At 42.1% G+C, this 20,787-nt stretch carries 20 protein-coding genes; 8 read left to right on the top strand and 12 right to left on the bottom strand.

All coding sequences use genetic code 11. The features are described 5' to 3' along the window. Positions 1–141 precede the first annotated feature (141 nt). Positions 142–1,044: a hydrogen peroxide-inducible genes activator gene (locus tag G6R09_RS05650; RefSeq protein ID WP_163921145.1), complete on the bottom strand. Its 903-nt coding sequence runs from the start codon at positions 1,042–1,044 to the stop codon at positions 142–144. A 132-nt stretch (positions 1,045–1,176) separates the two neighbouring features. Here G6R09_RS05650 and G6R09_RS05645 point away from each other — a divergent pair, with 132 nt between their 5' ends. Continuing rightward, complete coding sequence (locus tag G6R09_RS05645; protein ID WP_065167396.1) at positions 1,177–1,788, top strand: peroxiredoxin C; 612 nt, start codon at positions 1,177–1,179, stop codon at positions 1,786–1,788. A 233-nt stretch (positions 1,789–2,021) separates the two neighbouring features. After that, on the top strand, positions 2,022–2,762 hold the full coding sequence (locus G6R09_RS05640; RefSeq protein ID WP_163921143.1) for a copper homeostasis protein CutC: 741 nt from the start codon (positions 2,022–2,024) through the stop codon (positions 2,760–2,762). 121 nt (positions 2,763–2,883) lie between these two features. Here the strand turns inward: G6R09_RS05640 and phoU are convergent, their stop codons facing one another. From phoU to G6R09_RS05620, 4 genes are read right to left on the bottom strand one after another with little or no spacing between them, the layout of a single operon-like run. After that, complete coding sequence (phoU, locus tag G6R09_RS05635; RefSeq protein WP_065167394.1) at positions 2,884–3,591, bottom strand: phosphate signaling complex protein PhoU; 708 nt, start codon at positions 3,589–3,591, stop codon at positions 2,884–2,886. An 11-nt stretch (positions 3,592–3,602) separates the two neighbouring features. Then, a complete protein-coding gene (gene pstB, locus G6R09_RS05630) occupies positions 3,603–4,439 on the bottom strand; it encodes a phosphate ABC transporter ATP-binding protein PstB (protein ID WP_065167393.1) in 837 nt (278 codons plus the stop codon). A gap of 30 nt (positions 4,440–4,469) precedes the next feature. After that, the gene (pstA, locus tag G6R09_RS05625) at positions 4,470–6,107 is read right to left on the bottom strand and encodes a phosphate ABC transporter permease PstA (RefSeq protein ID WP_163921141.1); all 1,638 of its coding nucleotides are present in this window, start codon (positions 6,105–6,107) and stop codon (positions 4,470–4,472) included. A 14-nt stretch (positions 6,108–6,121) separates the two neighbouring features. Next, complete coding sequence (locus tag G6R09_RS05620; protein WP_065167391.1) at positions 6,122–8,350, bottom strand: ABC transporter permease subunit; 2,229 nt, start codon at positions 8,348–8,350, stop codon at positions 6,122–6,124. 177 nt (positions 8,351–8,527) lie between these two features. Between G6R09_RS05620 and G6R09_RS05615 the strand changes: the two genes are divergently transcribed. The 6 genes from G6R09_RS05615 to G6R09_RS05590 all read left to right on the top strand — a co-directional run bounded on the left by G6R09_RS05615 (position 8,528) and on the right by G6R09_RS05590 (position 14,517). Then, the gene (locus tag G6R09_RS05615) at positions 8,528–9,034 is read left to right on the top strand and encodes a glycine cleavage system protein R (protein WP_163921139.1); all 507 of its coding nucleotides are present in this window, start codon (positions 8,528–8,530) and stop codon (positions 9,032–9,034) included. Positions 9,035–9,149: 115 nt separating this feature from the next. Then, positions 9,150–11,243, top strand: coding sequence for a polyphosphate kinase 1 (gene ppk1 / locus G6R09_RS05610; RefSeq protein ID WP_163921137.1), 2,094 nt, complete (start codon positions 9,150–9,152; stop codon positions 11,241–11,243). Then, positions 11,233–12,759, top strand: coding sequence for an exopolyphosphatase (ppx, locus tag G6R09_RS05605; protein WP_163921135.1), 1,527 nt, complete (start codon positions 11,233–11,235; stop codon positions 12,757–12,759). The genes ppk1 and ppx overlap by 11 nt, the downstream gene beginning before the upstream one ends. A gap of 384 nt (positions 12,760–13,143) precedes the next feature. Then, positions 13,144–13,653: a GNAT family N-acetyltransferase gene (locus tag G6R09_RS05600; protein ID WP_065167387.1), complete on the top strand. Its 510-nt coding sequence runs from the start codon at positions 13,144–13,146 to the stop codon at positions 13,651–13,653. A gap of 211 nt (positions 13,654–13,864) precedes the next feature. Continuing rightward, on the top strand, positions 13,865–14,212 hold the full coding sequence (locus G6R09_RS05595; RefSeq protein WP_065167386.1) for a type II toxin-antitoxin system RelE/ParE family toxin: 348 nt from the start codon (positions 13,865–13,867) through the stop codon (positions 14,210–14,212). 2 nt (positions 14,213–14,214) lie between these two features. Then, positions 14,215–14,517 carry a helix-turn-helix domain-containing protein gene (locus G6R09_RS05590; RefSeq protein ID WP_163921134.1) on the top strand — a complete coding sequence of 101 codons (303 nt, stop codon included), beginning with the start codon at positions 14,215–14,217 and terminating at the stop codon, positions 14,515–14,517. Between the two features lie 187 nt (positions 14,518–14,704). Here the strand turns inward: G6R09_RS05590 and G6R09_RS05585 are convergent, their stop codons facing one another. The 7 genes from G6R09_RS05585 to phoB form a co-directional block, all read right to left on the bottom strand. Further along, positions 14,705–14,968, bottom strand: coding sequence for a hypothetical protein (locus G6R09_RS05585; RefSeq protein WP_163921131.1), 264 nt, complete (start codon positions 14,966–14,968; stop codon positions 14,705–14,707). 84 nt (positions 14,969–15,052) lie between these two features. Beyond that, positions 15,053–15,445, bottom strand: coding sequence for a hypothetical protein (locus G6R09_RS05580; RefSeq protein ID WP_008987789.1), 393 nt, complete (start codon positions 15,443–15,445; stop codon positions 15,053–15,055). Between the two features lie 68 nt (positions 15,446–15,513). Then, on the bottom strand, positions 15,514–16,665 hold the full coding sequence (locus G6R09_RS05575; RefSeq protein WP_163921129.1) for an iron-containing alcohol dehydrogenase: 1,152 nt from the start codon (positions 16,663–16,665) through the stop codon (positions 15,514–15,516). A gap of 247 nt (positions 16,666–16,912) precedes the next feature. Further along, complete coding sequence (locus tag G6R09_RS05570; protein WP_087845491.1) at positions 16,913–17,155, bottom strand: hypothetical protein; 243 nt, start codon at positions 17,153–17,155, stop codon at positions 16,913–16,915. Between the two features lie 288 nt (positions 17,156–17,443). After that, the gene (locus G6R09_RS05565; protein WP_163921127.1) at positions 17,444–18,460 is read right to left on the bottom strand and encodes a PstS family phosphate ABC transporter substrate-binding protein; all 1,017 of its coding nucleotides are present in this window, start codon (positions 18,458–18,460) and stop codon (positions 17,444–17,446) included. 21 nt (positions 18,461–18,481) lie between these two features. Next, positions 18,482–19,813: a phosphate regulon sensor histidine kinase PhoR gene (phoR, locus tag G6R09_RS05560; protein WP_065167382.1), complete on the bottom strand. Its 1,332-nt coding sequence runs from the start codon at positions 19,811–19,813 to the stop codon at positions 18,482–18,484. Positions 19,814–19,966: 153 nt separating this feature from the next. Beyond that, positions 19,967–20,656: a phosphate regulon transcriptional regulator PhoB gene (gene phoB / locus G6R09_RS05555; protein WP_065167381.1), complete on the bottom strand. Its 690-nt coding sequence runs from the start codon at positions 20,654–20,656 to the stop codon at positions 19,967–19,969. Positions 20,657–20,787: the final 131 nt, after the last annotated feature.

Genomic DNA, 20,787 nt, shown 5'->3' with positions numbered 1-20,787 from the left:
CAGTTTATTGCTCTAAAAACTACCAATAATAACCATAGCCAATATACTGCCGACAAAAAAGCCCAAATAATCATAATAACTACCGCTGTGATTATTATAATTAGTTCAGGCTATTGTCATACTACTTACAATTAAACCGCTTTACAGGAGGTCTTTAACTATCTCACCCAGCTTTTCAAATACAGCAGTGCGGCTTGATGTTGGTCGCCAAACTAAACCAATATCACGGTATGCATCTTGACCTGGTGGCTCAATAACGACTAAGTTTTGATTTTCTAAAATGCCATGTTTAATTGCCATTTCAGGAATGAATGTGGTTCCCAAACCATTGGCAACCATTTGTACTAATGTATGTAAACTTGTTGCTGTAAAAGGGTTTATTTTTTCTTTTGAAGTCAATTTACACGCAGAAACGGCATGCTCAGTTAAACAATGTTCTTTCTCTAATAAGAAAACCGATTTATCCGGTAAATCAGCATAATGTAATGGCATGGTTACTGAAGATGCTTGGTTTTTACTGATCACCATCTTAAATGCATCACGGCCAACGACCTTGCTCGACATGCCATGAATATCAACCGGTAGCGCTAAAATTAGCACATCCATTTCACCATGCTGAAGTGCTTCCAATAAATTAACTGTCGTATCTTCCCGCAAGAGTAAATTAAGCTTGGGGTATAAAATATTGACTTGCTGCACTAAACCACACAATAAAAAGGGCGCAATAGTGGGAATACAACCTACTCGCAATGGGCCTTCCATCACATCACCGCTGCAACGAGAAAGCTCGACTAAATCACGACTACACGCTAATAGCTCACGTGCCCTATCGACAACTTGTTCACCCATAGAAGTAAAGACTAAGGTTTTTGCCTTGGTGTCACGTTCTACTAAATGACAATCAAGTAACTCCTCAAGATTCTGAATACCAGAACTTAATGTCGACTGGCTCACAAAACACCGTTTAGCTGCTTCGCCAAAATGATGGGTTTCCGATAGAGTGACTAAATAATGGAGTTGTTTTAGTGATGGGAATTTATTCATCGTATTTTTCGATTACTTCAATCTATTTATTCTGCTTTTTTCAATTTAACAGTTTAGCTATAGTTTGTCTCGTCCAAGTATGGCGTCAGCCCCAAAAGGTTGACAATAACCAAATATTTAAGGAGCACCAAAATGGTACTAGTAGGTCGTCAAGCACCAGATTTTACTGCTGCAGCTGTTCTAGGTAATGGCGAAATCGTTGATTCATTCAACTTTGCAGAATTTACTAAAGGTAAGAAAGCTGTTGTTTTCTTCTACCCACTAGACTTCACTTTCGTATGCCCATCAGAGTTAATTGCTTTTGATAAGCGCTTTGAAGATTTCCAAGCGAAAGGTGTTGAAGTGATTGGTGTTTCAATTGATTCACAGTTCTCGCACAACGCATGGCGTAACACTGCTGTTGAAGACGGCGGTATCGGTCAAGTTAAATACCCTCTAGTTGCTGATATTAAGCACGAAATCTGCAAGGCTTACGATGTTGAGCATCCAGAAGCGGGTGTTGCTTTCCGTGGTTCTTTCCTTATCGATGAAGACGGCTTAGTTCGTCACCAAGTAGTTAACGATCTACCACTAGGTCGTAACATCGATGAAATGCTACGCATGGTTGATGCATTGAACTTCCACCAGAAGCACGGCGAAGTATGTCCTGCACAGTGGGAAGAAGGTAAAGCAGGTATGGATGCATCACCAAAAGGTGTAGCAGACTACCTATCTGAGCACACTGCAGACCTAGGTAAGAAATAATTACCTCTAACACCATGCTCACGGTGTTATAAATCGCAGTAATGCTACATAGAGCCAAAGTCAGCTCAAATAAAAATAGAATGAGGCTCGGAATATACCGAGCCCTTTTTTTATCTATTTTTAACCAACCTTTTCGTTTTCAACCTAGCGCACATTATTCACTGCCACCATTCGCCCCTACTGCATTTATCTTCTACACTGAAACCCCTTTTTTACAATACCGTTAATTATCAATGACTATTCAAGTTGAAGTTTGTATCGATAATCTTGAATCACTCCATTATGCCGAGCAAGGTGGAGCGACTCGAATTGAATTGTGCTCATCGTTAGCACTGGGCGGACTCACTCCTAGCGCTGGGTTTATGCAGGCCGCAGCTAAATATGCCACTATTCCAGTTTATGCAATGATTCGCCCTCGCCAAGGTGACTTTCTGTTTAGCAGTGACGATGTTGAAATCATGCTCGCGGATATTTACGCGGCTAAGCAGGCTCGACTGCAAGGGGTGGTGGTGGGCGTATTAACCCCACAGAGCTTGGTTGATAGCGATATTTTAAATAGCCTTGTTAAACAAGCTCAAGGAATGGGAGTTACTTTTCACCGCGCGATTGATCAATGTGTTGAGCCAATGGCGGCACTGGATGCGATTATGGCAGCGGGCTGTGAACGAATTCTCACCTCGGGTTTACAAGCTAATGCCTATGACGGTATTAGTATGATTAACCAAATGCATCAATATTGCGGTGAGCGGTTAAAGATTATGGCAGGTGCTGGGGTTAATAGTCATAATGTACGTGAAATTATTGCTCGCACAGGTATCAATGAAGTCCACCTATCAGGCAAAACCACCCGTCCAACGCATATGATGACAGTTGCGAAACAAGCGCATATGGGGAGCGCTGATATTGATGATTTTGAAATTCCAATTACAGGCGTAGAAAATATTGCCGCAGTGGTTGCTCAACTTAAATTGTGATAACAATAACCACCAGCGGTTAACTCGGGACGTATTATCTAGTAATAGATCATCACGTCCCTTTTTATTTTTATGATGTAGCTTCATTTTAGCACTGCCACAGCATAAGCAATATTTGTTGCTAAAGCATATTTTTAATATCTTCTGGATTAGTGTGGCGAATATCTTTGCCTTGCACAAAATAGATAATATATTCGCAGATATTTTGACAGCGATCGCCAACTCGCTCAATGGAACGTGCCGCCCACATCACCTTCATCACATTGGGAATCGAATTAGGCTCTTCCATCATATAAGTCATTAATTGGCGTATGATCGCTTCATATTCACGATCAATACGATCATCTTCTTGATAGACTTCAATCGCAGCTTTAACATCCATTCTCGCAAAAGCATCAAGTGTTTCATGCAGCATTCGTACTGCATGTTGGCCTAACGATTCCAATGACACTAATAAGTTATATTGTTTATTAGTGAAACTCTCCGATGCTACTTTGGCAATACTTTCAGCGACATCACCAATTCGCTCTAAATCAGTAATGGTTTTAATGATCGCAATTACCAGTCGTAAATCACTGGCCGTTGGCTGGCGCTTAGCAATAATACGCGTGCAAGCTTCATCAATCGCAACTTCCATTGCATTAACTTTATGATCATCTCTAATCACGCGCTTGGCTAATTCTTCATCTTGCTTATGCAGCGCTTTTAAACTATCAGCCAATTGTTGCTCAACCAAGCCTCCCATGGCCAATACATGGGTACGAATACTTTCTAATTCATGGTTAAACTGGCCTGAAATATGACGGCCAAGGCTAATTGTATTTAACATCATGTCGTTCCTTAACCATAACGCCCAGTAATATAATCTTCAGTGCGTTTTTCTTTGGGAGTCGTAAATATATCATTGGTACTGGTATATTCCACCAGCTCCCCCATATGCATAAAAGCCGTTTGATCTGAAACTCGCGCCGCTTGTTGCATGTTATGTGTCACGATAATAACGGTATATTTAGCCTTAAGATCATTAATCAATTCTTCAATGGTTAAGGTTGAAATTGGATCCAATGCTGATGTGGGCTCATCTAATAACAGAATTTCAGGTTCAATCGCAATCGCACGCGCGATCACTAATCGTTGTTGCTGACCGCCAGAAAGACCAAATGCATTTTCATGCAAACGTCCTTTTACTTCGTCCCATAATGCTGCTGAGCGCAGTGAATTTTCCACCGCATCATCAAGTACGCGTCGATCGCTAACCCCTTGTAAGCGCAATCCATAAACCACATTTTCATAGATTGACTTTGGGAACGGATTAGGGCGTTGAAATACCATTCCGACTTGACGCCTAAGTGCTGCTACATCGACATTTTTATCATACACATTCTGGCCATGAAGCATGACCTTACCGTCAATATGGCAACCATCAATCAGGTCATTCATACGGTTAATGCAGCTTAACAACGTCGACTTACCACAGCCTGAAGGGCCGATAAAGGCTGTCACCTGTCCTTTTGCTATGCGCATATTAATATCAAACAAGGCTTGAGTCTGACCATAATGGAGATTTAAACCTTCAATCGATAGTGCTGTTTTTTCATCAGGCAATAACGATAAATCCAACGGCGCAAAAAGCCCTGATGGCGACGTATCGGTAAAGAGTGAATGATCGTTATACATAGTTAAATCTCGTGTTATAAATACTCACCATTACTGCTCTAAGGCGCGAAATTTTTCTCGTAGATGATTTCGAATAGCAATAGCGGTTAAGTTTAAACTGATAATAACCGTCACCAATAAAAATGAGGTAGCGTAGACTAATGGCCGCGCCGCTTCAACATTTGGGCTTTGAAATGCAACATCATAGACATGGTAGCCTAAGTGCATGAATTTTCTATCTAAGTGAACATAAGGAAAATGCATATCAAGCGGTAATGTTGGCGCCATTTTTACCACCCCCACCAGCATCAATGGCGCAACTTCACCTGCCGCACGCGCCACCGCTAAAATAAGTCCCGTCATGATGGCAGGACTTGCCATCGGCAATACAATCCGCCATAAGGTTTCAGCTTGGGTTGCGCCAAGTGCTAATGAGCCATTACGGACTGAACTTGGAATGCGCGCTAAGCCTTCTTCTGTTGACACAATCACTACCGGTAAGGTCATAATCGCGAGGGTTAATGCTGACCATAAAATGCCCGGCGTACCAAACGTAGGGGTTGGCAATTGAGCCGAGAAAAATACATCATCAATGGTGCCACCCACCATATACACAAAGAAACCTAATCCAAAAACGCCATACACTATCGATGGCACACCGGCGAGGTTAATCACTGCAATCCGAATCAGTTTAGTTAACCGATTATTGCTTGCGTACTCATGTAAATAAACCGCAGCCAACACCCCTAATGGCGTTACCATCACGCTCATTAATAACACCATAAATACCGTACCAAAAATGGCAGGAAACACCCCGCCTTCAGTATTAGCTTCACGTGGTGCGTCGGTTAAAAACTTATAAACCTGATGACCCCAGTGCTGTACTTTTTCAAACCACGATAAATTATTAGGCCGCCACATATCCAACACTTGCATCATTGGAATAGTCACATCGGTGCCATTTTGATCGCGTAATACCAAAGCATCGTTATCGAGTTGCCGTTGCAGCGTAAATAACCGATTCTCAATGTTCTTATAAATCGTATTGTAATTGGCTTGCTCACGATCAATGCGTAAGCCATCTGCAGCGGTGAGTTTACCGCTTAATTCTAGCCGCCGTTTTTCAATTCTTAAGCGTTCTAAATGCCAGTTAATGTTGGCAATCTCATTACTTTGCAATGAGCGTAATTCAGATCGCACTTTATCTGCTTGTGCTAATGCATCAGGTAACTGTGATAACGGCTGCGGCTCACCCGCTTCAATCACATGAAGCGGATAACCATAAAACTTACCATTACTTTCACGATCGACCACGGCAATATTATTGGCAATTTTTTGATCAACAATTTGAGTGCTTAATACGGTTAAGAAATCTAATGCGCCCTGACCTCGATTACCGGTTTTAATCAAATAACGCGGCACGCTATCTTGAGTAAACTGACTGACATCGATTCCAGCATCAGCGAGTTGATCGACTGGTACCATAGTTCGCTGATAAAGCTCACCAATCACCACCTGATGCTTACCATTAAGGTTAACATCAAACTGATACACTGGCGCTGGCCAAAAATAACTTAAGCCTTTGTAGCCAATCAATAATAATAAGCCAAGCACCGCCACCAAGCTTAAACTGACTGCGCCTGCTGTTAACCAAATCCATGGTGAACCGGATTTAAACCATTTAATCATTGCTGTATCACTTATTATAACGAACTGTATTTTTCGCGTAATCGTTGGCGAACGACTTCAGCAATCGTATTAAATACAAAGGTAAACACAAACAGCACAAATGCCGCTAAGAACAGCACGCGATAATGTGAACTTCCCACTTCTGATTCGGGCATTTCAATCGCGATGGTTGCCGCTAAAGTACGCAGCCCTTCAAGTAAATTCCAATCCATCACTGGCGTATTACCCGTGGCCATTAACACGATCATGGTCTCACCCACTGCTCGTCCTAAGCCCATCATAATGGCTGAGAATATACCGGGGCTGGCGGTCAAGAGTACCACCTTAGTTAAGGTTTGCCATTGGGTTGCACCTAAGGCTAACGAGCCTTTAGTAAGATGTACCGGCACCGAGAAAATAGCATCTTCAGCAATGGTAAAAATAGTTGGAATAACAGCAAACCCCATCGCAATACCGACAATCAACGCATTGCGCTGATCATAACCGACTCCGAGATGATGATTAAGATACCCTTGTAAATCACCATTAAAAAACTGAGTCTCAAGCCACGGACTTAAACCAAAGCAGCCATAAGTAACAGCAACAATCACCGGAATCAGTAGCGCAATATGAAAACCATTAGGGATCCGTGACCGCCACTGCCCCGGTAGCATCGACCAGCTCCAACCGACCACAATAATACTGAGCGGTAAAAAAACCATTCCAAGCGCAATCCCTGCGAGATATTGTTCAACAATCGGCGCCAGCCATACACCTGCAAGAAAACCCAAAATAACCGTCGGCAGCGCTTCCATAAGCTCAACCGTAGGTTTAATCACTTTTCTGACCTTATTTGACATAAAGTAAGCGGTATAAATCGCGCCAGCAAGGGCTAATGGAATCGCAAAAAACATCGAATAAAGGGCAGCTTTGAGTGTACCAAATACAATCGGTACTAAGCTTAATTTAGGCTCAAATTCATCACTGGCAGAGGTTGATTGCCACACATAATCAGGCTCGGCATAGCCTTCGTACCATACTTTTTGTAACAGTGATGATAGCCCAATATCAGGATGAGCATTTTTAACTTGGTAGCTCTGCCAGTGGTCATCATTTAACGTCACCAGCAAGTTTGCCTTGGGTGATATAGCGATGTCAGTCGGTACCTTATTAAAGACTTTTTCTTTATAGATCACCTTGCGCTCAGCCGTGTAATAAGCCGACGTGGTGCCATCTTTTTGAATCGCAAAAAAACCTTTACGGTAATATTCGGGCACGATCTTAACTAACGGGCTGGCAGAAAAGTGAAATGTTCTGACGTTAATTAACTGGCGTTGGCCTTGCTTAACTGCCTCAAACCACTGCGAAATAGTATTATTAGAGTTGGTAATGAGTAATGAGTTGGCACCTGATAACAACGTAATCGCCACAGGTTTGCTGCTGCCAGTAGCAATATTTTCAATTTTACGCAAAAAAGCCGTTTCAGCCGTCAGTTTATATAAATATAAATTTGAGCCACTCAATACATACAGCGTTTTGCCATCAGGGGTTAACTGTAAATCATCGATTTTAGCTGGCGCATTATTAATCTTAAACTGATGCTGCTGCCAGCCTTGCGCGCGTTGAACCACATTTTCAGGCAATAACAAACTCAAACCATAAAGCTGATTATTGGCCGTTTTAGCCACGACTATCGCTCGATCATCACGGCCAGAAATCGCCAATTGAGTGATAGCCTTCGCGGTAGGTACAACGGCTAATGGCTTGTTACCAAAAGGAAACTCAATTTTTGGTTGTAACTGTTTATGTGCCGCGGCAAAGGTAGGGGCAAAATCTGCTTTAACCACCACCACTTTGCCCGCTGAAGAGCCATAAGCAACCATGCCATCACGAGGCAAACTCACGCCATAAGCGCTTGGATTCGCCATAATAGTCTGCTGCTTAACGACCTCTGCAGGTTGGGATTGAGTCGGTAAATTAACGAACGTTACCTTACCATCATCACTGAATCGGTAAGCAATACTATTACTGTCATCTACCCCTAATAATACGGTGTTATTCGTCGTAGCTAATGAGAACTGTTGTTGTGGCGTTACAGAAACAGAAGAAAAAATAGGCACAATCACATACAGCAAATAAAAGAAAATCAGCATCAAGGTGATCAATACAAAAATGCCACCAGCAGTTACCCCTACGCGTGCTAATTTATCTTTAGCGCGGCGAAAGCGATTTTGTTTGCTTAATAATGTGCTGGCGTTTGCCATTATGACCTCTAACCTATTTATACGCTTAAAAGTGTATTGCTATTTTATGACAGATTTATGACAACGATATTGGTGATGATTATTTGAGTTGGCTAAATCACGTTTTGCAGCCATGCTTAAAAAACAACCATTTTATTTACGTGCCATCATAGTGTTACAACGACAAGGATTGATGCGATGAAACAACTGATTATAACAATCATAGGTAAAGATAAACCTGGACTTGTAGAACAGTTATCTGACACCGTCTACCTTAATCATGCTAATTGGGTCAGCAGCTCACTGAGTCAGCTTGGTGGTCAGTTTGCTGGCATCATACAAATCGAGGTGGTAGCACAACACGTAGCAACACTGCGTCAAGCCTTAACAGCAATTGAAGATCTACACATTCATATCGTCGATGATCATACTCAAGCTGCCGTGCCTTATATTGCTCAGCAACTGACGGTTACTGGTAATGATCGCCGTGGTATCGTTAAAGAAGTTACTCAGCATTTAACCCTACTTGGGGTCAATATTGCCAAACTAAAAACCGATACTCGCAGCGCACCTAATTGGGGTTACCCGATTTTTGTGGCTGAGTTTCAATTGCACACTCCACCAGAAATAAATACCGATATGATTCAGCAACAACTGGAACAGTTAGCAGATGATTTAACTATAGATATTGAAACGGTTAGCTAAATCAATCAGATGGCATACACTAAGGCAATGTAACGCGAATCATCATGCTTTACCATGCCATTTATTTCAAGATTCGGTGTTGATGGCTGTGAAGTAATAGGGATATTGACATCAAATGACTATCAACCATCGTTATCTTGATAAAGAACTCAGCTGGCTTTCATTTAATCAACGAGTATTACAACAAGCAGCAGACAAATCAGTGCCGCTGCTTGAGCGCGTACGTTTTATTGGTATCTATGCCAATAATATTGATGAGTTCTACAAAGTGCGGGTAGCAAAAATTAAGCGCCAACTATTACACCACAACGGCAACCATCAACCAGCACAACAATTATTAGATCGCATTCAACATCAAAGCTTACAAGCCCAACAACATTTTGATGCGACTTATAACGCCCTACTAAGTGAGATGGCGCAACGTCATATTTATCTGGTTAATGATCTTCAACCACTGGCTGATGCTCAACAGCAGTGGCTACAACACTATTTCCACCATTCCATTTTGCCGCAGTTAACGCTTATTCCTTTAACCGACACTGTCGACTTAATTAAGCGCTTACATCATCATTGTTCCTACTTAGCCGTTATGATCACTCGTGCAGCAAGCATTGATTATGTGCTGGTTGAAATCCCCACCGACACTTTACCGCGGTGGCTACAGCTGCCATCAACTCATCATCAATATTCACTGATGTTGGTTGAGAATATTATTCGTGCCTATATTGATGACGTTATTGATACCGATGCTCAAACCACTTATGAGCAGCTAAGCGTGTATGGCATCAAAATCACGCGCGATGCCGATTATGCGCTCAAACCCAACAACCATGATGTATTACACCAATTATCACATCACTTACAGCAACGGTTAACGGCCAAGCCATTGCGGTTAGTGTATCAACACACCATGCCAGCGCCACTGCTGCAATTATTAACCAATAGGCTCAGACTGTCTGATTTCGATACGTTGATCGCGAGCGAGCATTGCCAACACCTTAATGATTTAAGCGCGTTTCCTACTAGCGCTAATAAATACCTTCATTATGCGCCCTTACCACCCATTAACAGTACCGCCTTTAATCTGGCGAGTAATGTGTTTGCCGCCATAACCGCGCAAGATATTTTATTGTATTACCCCTATCACAGCTTTGAGCATATGCTAGATTTTGTTGCTCAAGCAGCACGCGATCCAGCAGTGCGCCACATTAGTATCAATATTTATCGCGTCGCGAAACAATCACGAATAATTGATAGCCTAATAATAGCAGCCAATAATGGTAAGCAAGTCACGGTGGTGGTCGAGTTACAGGCGCGGTTTGATGAACAGGCAAATATTGATTGGGCACAGCAATTAACCGCAGCAGGGATCACGGTGTTATTTGGCGTTACTGAAGTAAAAATTCATGCCAAATTATGTTTAATTACTCGTCAAGAACAGCAACAGCTGATCGACTATGTTCATATTGGCACAGGTAACTTTAACGAACAAACTGCGCGCATCTATACTGATTTTTCACTGTTTACCCGTCAACGTGCCATCACCCAAGAAGTACGACAATTATTTGCTTACCTCGCTAATCCAAAGGCCAAAGTCAGTTTTAACCACTTAATCGTATCGCCAATGAATGCGCGCACGCGTCTATATGCCTTGATTGACACTGAAATTTATCACGCTCAACACCAGCGTGCGGCTGGCATTACACTCAAGCTCAATAACTTAATTGATAACGGCTTAATCGATAAACTTTATCAAGCCAGTCAGCATGGGGTTAAAATCCAATTGATCATTCGCGGCATGTGCAGCCTGATTGCTGGTATACCCCATCGCAGTGAAAATATCACCATCGTGAGTATTGTTGATCGCTTTCTTGAACATTCGCGAGTGTATATTTTTACTAACAATGGCAACCCTAAAGTGTTTATCTCCTCCGCCGATTGGATGCAGCGTAATATTGATCGCCGTATTGAAGTCGGTTGCCCTATTTTATCGCCAGCGCTTAAACAACGTATTATCGCTATCACCAAACTCCAATTAGCCGATAACGTGCAAGCACGGGTGCTAGATCCTGCCATGAGCAACCGTTATGTCAGCCGTGGTAAACGGCCTAAGATCCGTTCTCAAACTGCCATATATAACTATTTAAGTCATGTAGAAGTACAATCGCAACGGCTCGCGCATAAGGAGCATCAGCACCATGCAAAATGATAATCATCCCACTCAGGCTTTCGATGCGCCACAGCCACGACACATTGCAGCGCTTGATCTTGGCTCAAACAGTTTTCATTTAGTAATTGCGCGAGTTATCGGCCAGCGACTGCAAATTATTGGCCGCTATAAACAACGATTACAGCTAGCATCAGGGCTTGATAGCCAACACAACCTTAGCCAAGCTGCGATTGAACGAGGTTTAGCCTGTTTAACCATGTTCGCTGAACGGCTGCATGGTTTTGCCCCTGAAAATGTTCGTATCGCCGCGACTTATACTCTGCGTCAAGCACGTAATGCCGATATCTTTATTCGTCGAGCAGAGGCGATTATGCCCTACCCAATTGAAATCATTGCCGGAACCGAAGAAGCGCGGTTAATTTATTTAGGTGTGGCCCATACTGAGCCTGAACACGACAAAAGGCTGGTAATTGATGTCGGTGGCGGTAGCACCGAGTTAGTGATTGGTTCAGGGTTTGAAACTGATATCGTTGCCAGCAAACACATCGGCTGTGTGAGCTACCATCAAACCTTTTTCAGTGATGGCAAACTCAATCATGCTAATTTTGCCGCAGCACAATTAGCCGCGCGCCAAAAACTTGAAACCATTGCTAATCAATACAAACAACTTGGTTGGCAACAAGTATTAGGCACATCAGGCACCATTAAAGCCATTCGCGCTGTATTCATTGCTCAAGGTCATCACGATGGCGTGATCACGCAACCACGATTACAACAATTAATCACCACGATGATTGGTTATAAGCATCAACAACAATTAGTGTTAGCCGGATTGCCCCCAGAGCGCCAGCCTGTTTTTGCTGCTGGAGTCGCGATTGTGAGTGCGATTTTTTCAGCGCTGGATATTACCGCGATCCATTTTTCCAATGCGGCCTTACGGGAGGGATTACTGTATGACATGGAACAACGTTTTCGTCATTGTGATATTCGCAGCCAAACAGCCACAGCCATGGCGCAGCAATATAATATCGATATGCTCCAAGCCCAACGGGTAAAAAACACCGCCTTAGCACTGTATGCACAACTGCCACAGCCAGCAACAGATAAAGACCCAAACCTAACCACGCTATTGGCATGGGGAGCATTATTGCATGAGGTTGGGCTCAGCATCAGTTACCCTGGTTTTCATCGTCACTCAGCCTATATATTGCGTTATAGTGCCATGCCGGGGTTCAGTGTTGATCAACAAACACTGCTCGCAACCTTAGCCCGTTTTCAACGCAAGCGCTTAAAGCTAGATGAAATGCCCCCCTTAACGATTTATAAACGTAAGCAAGTCTATCCTTTAATTCGCGCATTACGGTTGGCGGCGACACTCAATGGCCAACGCAGTACTGCTCCTCAACCAACCATCGGTGTCAGTGTCAATAATGAACACTGGCAGTTAGTTTTTCCGGCTAACTGGTTAGCCGCCAATACTCTCCTTGCCGCCGATCTCGCCACCGAGCAGCAATATTGGCATAAGGCTGGCTGGAAATTGACGATTGAGGAGTGAGTGGCGAGTGGCGAGTGGCGAGTGGCGAGTGGCGAGTGGCGAGTGGCGATAAATTAAAGCAGGATTGTGATAGCTAAACAGCCACTTTTGCGGGTTTTTAAATGATATCTGTGTGACGGCTCTATTTTTAAAATTAATAACATCGTTAACAACATCATCATGCTGTATTTTGGCGGTTATTGGCGGTCTAAACATCTTAAAACGAACCTTATCTGCTTGGTTTTAAGCGACATTTGATCGCGTAGTGCGGGATAGATGGATACTGTTAAATAGGGTGTCTATCTGGCAATTTAACATTCTTATTTGACATAAGGTATATCCAAAACATTATGACACTTATTAATCAAGTATTGTATAAAAGTTATTTCATGGATGAAGATATAATTGAATATCCGCATACTTGATACCCAAGAAATATATACTTACGAGGCAAAGCTTAATGTGCATTTGCAGTTAATTTTTGACCAGTATTCTTGTGTTGAAATCAATGATGAACTTGTTTGTTCTATAGTTATTGAGATGCAGAAAAAGATAGTTGCTTGTGGTTTTGCATATAGTAGAGAGATGACTCAAGGGAGTAAATTCCGTGCTGGAATAATAGGAGGTATAGCTGTTCATCCTAATTTTCGTGGGCTAGGGTTAAGTAAAGTAATAATGAAACATCTTGATGAACGCTTAATCGCTGAAGGAGTTAATCATTCATTTCTATTCGCTTATGAACCAAAAGTTTATGTATCATCTGGTTATAACGAATTAAAATCTCAAATTCATTATTATGATATTCAACATAAAAAATGGGAACGGTTTGTATATCGTGGTGGAATGATAAAGTCGTATACTTCACTTATATTAAATGAGTATTTACCAATAGAATTCAATGGGCGCATATACTAACAAATAAATTTTATGTTCAATAACATTGTACATAATTAATAAATTGCTCATTTGAATGGTTTTAATGGGTCATTTCGGCGATCTTTGTTGTATCTGAACGATCAGTACGCATAAATAGATTTACAGTTAAATGACCGTCCATTGAGGCGGTTTTTATTTATCCGTGATACCATTAATATAAACTACAATCTATAATAGGTGTTGCAGATTAATGTGGACAGTCATTACGACAAATTTTTTTGATGAATGGTTTGATGCTCAATCTGACGATACGCAAGAAAAAGTATTAGCTGGTTTAGTTGCATTACAAACAGGAGGGCCAACAATCGGTCGCCCTCTTGTTGATACAGTAAATGCATCGAAATATAACAATATGAAAGAACTTAGAGTCCAACACCGAGGGGATCCTATAAGAGCTTTCTTTGCATTCGATCCTTTACGTCAGGCAATTGTACTTTGTGCCGGTAACAAAGGTGGAAATGAAAAACGTTTTTACAAACAAATGATCCCTATTGCTGATTTTGAGTTTGCTAAACATCTTGAAGAATTGGAGAAATAATTATGGCTAGAAATTTAAATGATATGTTGGCTTCTCGTTCTCAAGATAGCCAGCATCGAATTGCTGAAATGGCGGACGAAATGTTACTCGAAGTTAAGTTCCAAGCTATTCGTGAAGAACTAGAACTAACTCAAGCTGAATTGGCTAGAAATATGGGGATTAGTCAGCCGTCTGTTGTTGCGATAGAGCAGCGTGGTAATGATTTAAAGCTATCAACGATTAAGCGTTATATTGAGGCTATGGGCGGTAAAATGAGTATCAATATTGAATTACCAACAGGTAAACATGTTGGGTTTAACGTCTAAAGTTTTAAAACTTAATTAAAGGCCGCTGAAGAGACACACCCAAATAGATCAACTGTTAAATACCGTCCGGTTTTGGGCGGTATTTTTGTTTGTGAGGTCGCTTTAAAATAAGTCTCTTTGGTTATTGTTTAGATTTATTTTAAAGCGACCTCTGATAGTGAAAAAGCCCATCGACGGATGGCCGTTTTTACCTTGCATAACAATTCATGCGAATGGTTGCACCTGAAGCAATGAACTCCAGTAAGGCTTTACACTTATCAATAAGTAGCTGATTGTTGCTGTTATTTTCAATATTCGTTAAAGATTGAACCAGACCAACTGATTCATATTGTTCTAATGAAATGTTGACGGCACTTGGGAGTTTTTTCTTTTCATTACAATAGGCTTTTATTGTGACTTTTTTGGGTGAATTTCTGTCGTTACTCACCTCAACGACGATATTCTCTGGCATGGTTTATTCTCCAACTTGCATTGTGTCGATAAAAAAAAGCCTTAAACAAGGTTCAAGGCTTTAAGGATTCATTTGGCAATGAAATTATTTTGCAGGTGCAAAATCTTCAGCTGCTTGGCGGTGCGCAGTGTAGATTGCTTCACCGTCACTTTCTGCATCAAAGATAACTTTAACGTCAGCAGAGAACAGAATAACGTCGCCTACTTCAGCAACGTATTTGTTGCCTTCCATATCGCGCATTACGATCTTGCCTTTCGTTACTACTTTGTACTCTACTGAATCGTAGAAGTATTCAAACTCTACGCCCGGAGACATAGTGAAGTGACCAATCGTCAATGGCGCACTGTTGTTAGTAACAGCAACTTCAGCCATGTCGCTTTTTAGGCCTTCAACTTCTAGCAGTTTGCTTAGGTCGTTTAGCTTAAAAGTACCAGCTTTGATCAGCGAAATACCTGGCTTTTCAGTTAATGTAGTCATTGGATTTGTCCTTCTTTTTATAATAATGGCTGGGAATTTTCCCCAGCCTTTTTGTAGGGTGGTACGTATTACATACGTGCTTTGAAGATCGCTACGATTTCTTCTAGGCTCGCTTTGCGTGGGTTCGTTAGAGAACACGCATCGTTTAGAGCGTTTTGCGCCATGAACGCTAGCTTGTCTTCAGTGACACCCAAATCAGCTAGGCGTTGCTTAGTACCCACTTTTTCAGAGAGTGCATCAATCGCTTCAAGGGCTGCATTTACTGCTTGCTCTTGGGTCATTGCTGCGGTGTCGATACCCATTGCTTTGGCAATATCAACAAAACGCTCTGGTACTTGTTTAGCGTTAAAGCGTGAAACTTCTGCCAATAGAATCGCGTTACATAGGCCGTGAGCCAGGTCGTAAACCCCACCTAATTGGTGCGCCATTGAGTGAACGTAACCTAAAGATGCATTTGAGAATGCCATTCCAGCAAGGTACTCGCCGTACTGCATTGCATCACGTGCTGCGCGATTTTGACCGTCGTTCACAGCTGTTTCTAGGTTGTTTACAATCAGCTCAATGGCTTTAATCGCTGATGCATCAGTGATTGGTGTTGCAGCTGTTGAAACATAGGCTTCAACCGCGTGAGTTAATGCATCCATACCGGTTGCAGCAGTTAGGAACTTAGGCATTGCTACCATTAGCTCTGAATCGTTCACTGCAATAATTGGCGTAAAGTGCTTATCAACYACTGGGTATTTGGTTTCATCTTCTTGGTTAGTGATGATGGCAAATACTGTCATTTCTGAAGCAGTACCYGCTGTTGTGTTCACAGTTACCAATGGMAGTTGTGGTTTTTTCGATAAGTGAACACCTTTAGAGTAATCACGAATATGACCACCGTTCGCTGCCACTAATGCGATACCTTTTGCAGTATCGTGAGAWGAACCACCACCAAATGAAATCACAAAATCAGCATTGCTTTGTGCAAGMAGCGCAAGGCCATCTTCAATGTTTTTCTCAGTTGGGTTTGGYTGYACACCATCGTAAATAGTGTAYTCAAGGCCGTGAGCAGTTAACTCATCAGTTAGCTTGCTAACCAGACCCACTTCAACTAATACACTGTCTGTGACGATTAGGGCTTTTTTCAGCTCTTTTGACGCAAGTTCAGCACCTAGAGATTGAATAGCGTTAGGACCCATTAGTGTTACAGGTGGCATGTAGAATACATTGCTCATAATGAAGCTCCGTTAATATTTATGAATTTATGTTGGCTTACCGCATGTGCCATAAGCCGGAATTTTTTATAGAGATTGAAATAAAAGTGAGTGTTACCGACATCACATCTTTATTGTTATTGGTGGTGTTGATGTCGATGTAGTCATCTTCTCATTTACTGAAACATAAACAATAGACTTAAAAAACAAATAACTATTACACTTGAGTAATAATCATATTGAGCGCATTGGCTACTGCTGTCTGTGGTTATTTATCTGCCGCTGATAGCAATTTTTCAGCAAAGCTTAAGTGCGCTTTAGGTTGGGTAAATACCACACCTGAGTGTGAACGCTCTGCGGTACCTTGCTTTTGGTAGTGTCCAGCATTTAGGCTATTAACGGCTGCTTTTTCAAACTGTACATTACCAGTGAAGGCACCATCTTTTGCTGATGCGTTGTAAGACATAGCGATAATAGCGGTGGCGATGGCTGCTTTAATAACTGTTTTCATGAGTAATAAAACCTTGTGTATTGATATTTGTGAACGCCTTGTGCGTTTCGATGAGGCTATTATCAATAATTACACCAAAAACAACAATACCATTAAAATGCAAAAGATTGTTACGATATGGGAATAATTAGCAGAGGCGAGATTACGAGAGTTCGAGGGTCGAGGGTCGAGGGTCGAGGGTCGAGGGTCGAGGGTCGAGGGTCGAGGGTCGAGATTACTTCCATTTTGATATATTCAAATAAAAGGCTGCGTTATTGCAGCCTTTTTTATACCTACTTAATACTCAGTTCAATCTTTCAGCCCCAACTTGACCATGTTTTCTTTGACGATCGCGACCGGTAATGGAATATAGCCATCTTTTTGCACAATATTTTGCCCATCACTCGATAGAATAAAGCGCAAAAACTCTTGCTCCATCGGCGCTAAAGCTTTGTTAGGATGTTTGTTAATGTACAAATACAAATAACGCGATAATGGGTAGTTGCCATTGATCGAATTCTCAACGGTTGCCTCAATATAATCAGTACCTTCACGGGCAACGGGAATGGCACGGATACCGGTGGTTTTATAGCCAATTCCAGAATAGCCAATTGCATTTAATGAGGTTGAAACAGACTGTACCACTGAGGCAGAACCCGGTTGTTCATTAACGTTATTACGAAAATCACCACGGCATAAAGCGCGCTTTTTAAAGTCGCCATAAGTGCCTGAGACTGAATTACGACCAAATAATTGAATATCACGCTGCTGCCAACTATTGGGCAAACCTAATTGCCCCCACTGAGTGATCGGCACTAAAGCGCCACAGCGTAGAGTGCGTGAATATATTGCATCTAGCTGCTCGAAATTAATCCCTTTAAGCGGATTATCTTCATGAACAAACACTGCCAATGCATCAACTGCGACTTTAATCGCAGTCGGTTTATAGCCGTATTCTTTTTCAAACGCTTCAATTTCTTTGGTTTTCATTTGACGACTCATCGGCCCTAATTGTGCCGTTGCTTCCACCAGCGCAGTCGGTGCAGTTGATGAGCCTGAAGTTTGAATTTGAATATTAACGTTCGGGTATTGGCGTTTAAATGCCTCGGTCCAATAGGTCATTAAGTTAGCTAAGGTATCAGAACCAACTGACGATAAATTGCCTGAAATACCACTGACTTTATGGTACGGCTGTAATTGGGTATCCACAGCAGTCGCTGCAGCGGTATTGGTTGCCGCAGCCGCAGGTTCAGCGGCAAATAGCCCCAATAACCATACGCCAGTGATAGCACGAGTAATAGTTTTTGTTAGCGCTGAGATTAACATAAGGCATCCTTACCCAAGTGATTACTCATTATGAGCCACAGTATCAAGTTGAGCACTATCAGCGGCTAACCGACTTGGTAATGTGAATGAAAAGGTACTGCCTTTATTCAGTTCACTATCAATTTCTAAGTGTGAATCATGATGGCTAAGCGCATGTTTAACAATTGCTAGCCCTAACCCACTACCACCAGTTTCACGCGAGCGAGCTTTATCAACACGATAAAAACGTTCAGTTAAACGATGAATATGTTGCGCTGCAATACCTTCACCACTGTCAGTCACTTCTAATCTTGGCCCCATTGATGAGCGATACCAACGCACATGGATTGCAGCATCATTAGGGGTATGTTTAACCGCGTTATAAACCAAGTTTGAAATCGCACTGCGGAGTTGATCATCATCACCCAATACTTTTAAGCTGCTATCAACATCAAACGTAATCGATTGATTTTTATTACCACTAAGGGAAATGGCTTCTTTTTCTAAAATATCGAGCATTGCTGGCACATCAACAATTTCTTCTAGTTCAATCGTCGGTGCTGCTTCAATTTTAGATAATGTCAGTAATTGCTCAACCAATGCATTCATGCGCGCCAATTGCTCGGTCATCACGCCATGGGCACGATCCCACATCGGCCCCATCAGCATTTCAGGATCTTGTGCCATTTCAAGATAGCCTTGTAAAACGGTCATTGGCGTGCGTAATTCATGCGACACATTGGCGAAAAAGTTACGTCGCATGCCTTCGAGTTGTTTTAGCTGCGATACATCACGCACAGCCATTAGATATTCACCCTCAGTATAACGCATGATCCGCAGCTCTAAAGTACGGTCATAGTTCATCGGCGAGGTGATTTCTAATGGAGTATCAAATGCTTGACGAGAAAGGTAGCGTACAAAATCTGGGCTACGTAATAAATTACTGATCGGTTGACCGCTATCATCAGGCCAACGTAAACCTAATAATTGTTGGGCTAATTTATTGCACCACACAATGTTACCTTCACTGCGAAACACCACCACCGCATCGGGCAGCGATTCAGCACCATTACGGAAACGGCGAATCAAGGTCGTTAATTCTTTTCGGCGGCGACGATTACGTTGTTGTAACCGGTAGATACCATTAAACAGCGGTTCCCAACTGCCAGAACCTGAAGGTGGAGTTAAGCTGCGATCTTTCCATAACCAATTCGACATCTTAAGTTGATTATGAAAATGCCAGCCGAGTTGAATCCAAGTGGCAATTAATAAAAACCACGGTAGATAGCCAAAAATAATGCCAAGCACGAGCCAAGGCAGATAAAATAATATCAGCTCCCCAACCAGCCTTTTCCATGTCAACCTTTCCACCATGTGTTACTCCTAGCAATAACGGAGGAGTAGTGTGGTTCCGTTATGCTATTTTTCTATTCGATAAAACCAACACAACCTTCATTGTTATCATAGCCACACGATAACAATGAAGGTTAATAGTTTGCCACTGCTAAGGCGTGCAAAAACTGAGACTTACATTCGAGTTGAGAAACGGTATCCCGCCCCGCGCACCGTTTGAATCATCTTATCGTGGCCGTCATTTTCAAGCGCTTTACGCAAGCGACGAATATGCACATCAACGGTACGATCTTCAACATAGACATTGGTGCCCCACACATTGTTGAGCAATTGTTCGCGACTATAAACACGCTCTTGGTGAGTCATAAAAAAGTGCAGCATCTTAAACTCAGTCGGCCCCATATCAAGTGGCTCATCGGCTGAAGTTACGCGATGTGAAACTGGGTCTAATTTCAAACCTTGAACGTCAATTATATCATCTAAAGACGTTGGCGAAGCACGGCGCATCACGGCTTTTAAACGTGCCATAAGCTCTTTAGGTGAGAATGGTTTAGTGATGTAATCATCCGCGCCCACTTCTAACCCACGCACCTTATCTTCTTCTTCACCACGAGCGGTTAACATCACCACTGGAATTTGGCGAGTCAACTCATCACGCTTTAAATGTTTGATTAAATTGATACCTGAACCACCAGGTAACATCCAATCCATTAAAATCAACTCTGGATACGGTTCGCTCATTTTCTCTAATGCGCTGTCGTAATCTTCAGCTTCAATCGCCTGATATCCATTTTGCTCTAGTACAAAGCACAGCATTTCACGAATCGGTGCTTCGTCCTCTACTACAAGAATCCGTCTTACCATAATCAAATATACCTAGTCGGTTGCTTTCTCTGACATGCGTCATTATGTGTGTAAATTATGACACTTTTGTGACTTTTGCAGAGAAAGCTGGTTTTAATAGAATCAATAACAACAGCAAAAAGTAAGCTTAT

Origin of the sequence: Photobacterium sp. Alg240-V54 (genome assembly GCF_900537155.1) — a bacterium.
Taxonomy (GTDB): Bacteria; Pseudomonadota; Gammaproteobacteria; order Enterobacterales; family Vibrionaceae; genus Photobacterium.
The sequence above is the reverse complement of the archived record's forward strand: the minus strand, read 5'-3'. Positions and strand labels throughout refer to the sequence as shown.

Coding starts and splice junctions, on each gene's coding strand:
- G6R09_RS05650 (WP_163921145.1), bottom strand. CDS start 1,044: ATGAATAAATTCCCATCACTAAAACAACTCCATTATTTAGTCACTCTA.
- G6R09_RS05645 (WP_065167396.1), top strand. CDS start 1,177: ATGGTACTAGTAGGTCGTCAAGCACCAGATTTTACTGCTGCAGCTGTT.
- G6R09_RS05640 (WP_163921143.1), top strand. CDS start 2,022: ATGACTATTCAAGTTGAAGTTTGTATCGATAATCTTGAATCACTCCAT.
- phoU (WP_065167394.1), bottom strand. CDS start 3,591: ATGTTAAATACAATTAGCCTTGGCCGTCATATTTCAGGCCAGTTTAAC.
- pstB (WP_065167393.1), bottom strand. CDS start 4,439: ATGTATAACGATCATTCACTCTTTACCGATACGTCGCCATCAGGGCTT.
- pstA (WP_163921141.1), bottom strand. CDS start 6,107: ATGATTAAATGGTTTAAATCCGGTTCACCATGGATTTGGTTAACAGCA.
- G6R09_RS05620 (WP_065167391.1), bottom strand. CDS start 8,350: ATGGCAAACGCCAGCACATTATTAAGCAAACAAAATCGCTTTCGCCGC.
- G6R09_RS05615 (WP_163921139.1), top strand. CDS start 8,528: ATGAAACAACTGATTATAACAATCATAGGTAAAGATAAACCTGGACTT.
- ppk1 (WP_163921137.1), top strand. CDS start 9,150: ATGACTATCAACCATCGTTATCTTGATAAAGAACTCAGCTGGCTTTCA.
- ppx (WP_163921135.1), top strand. CDS start 11,233: ATGCAAAATGATAATCATCCCACTCAGGCTTTCGATGCGCCACAGCCA.
- G6R09_RS05595 (WP_065167386.1), top strand. CDS start 13,865: ATGTGGACAGTCATTACGACAAATTTTTTTGATGAATGGTTTGATGCT.
- G6R09_RS05590 (WP_163921134.1), top strand. CDS start 14,215: ATGGCTAGAAATTTAAATGATATGTTGGCTTCTCGTTCTCAAGATAGC.
- G6R09_RS05585 (WP_163921131.1), bottom strand. CDS start 14,968: ATGCCAGAGAATATCGTCGTTGAGGTGAGTAACGACAGAAATTCACCC.
- G6R09_RS05580 (WP_008987789.1), bottom strand. CDS start 15,445: ATGACTACATTAACTGAAAAGCCAGGTATTTCGCTGATCAAAGCTGGT.
- G6R09_RS05570 (WP_087845491.1), bottom strand. CDS start 17,155: ATGAAAACAGTTATTAAAGCAGCCATCGCCACCGCTATTATCGCTATG.
- G6R09_RS05565 (WP_163921127.1), bottom strand. CDS start 18,460: ATGTTAATCTCAGCGCTAACAAAAACTATTACTCGTGCTATCACTGGC.
- phoR (WP_065167382.1), bottom strand. CDS start 19,813: ATGGTGGAAAGGTTGACATGGAAAAGGCTGGTTGGGGAGCTGATATTA.
- phoB (WP_065167381.1), bottom strand. CDS start 20,656: ATGGTAAGACGGATTCTTGTAGTAGAGGACGAAGCACCGATTCGTGAA.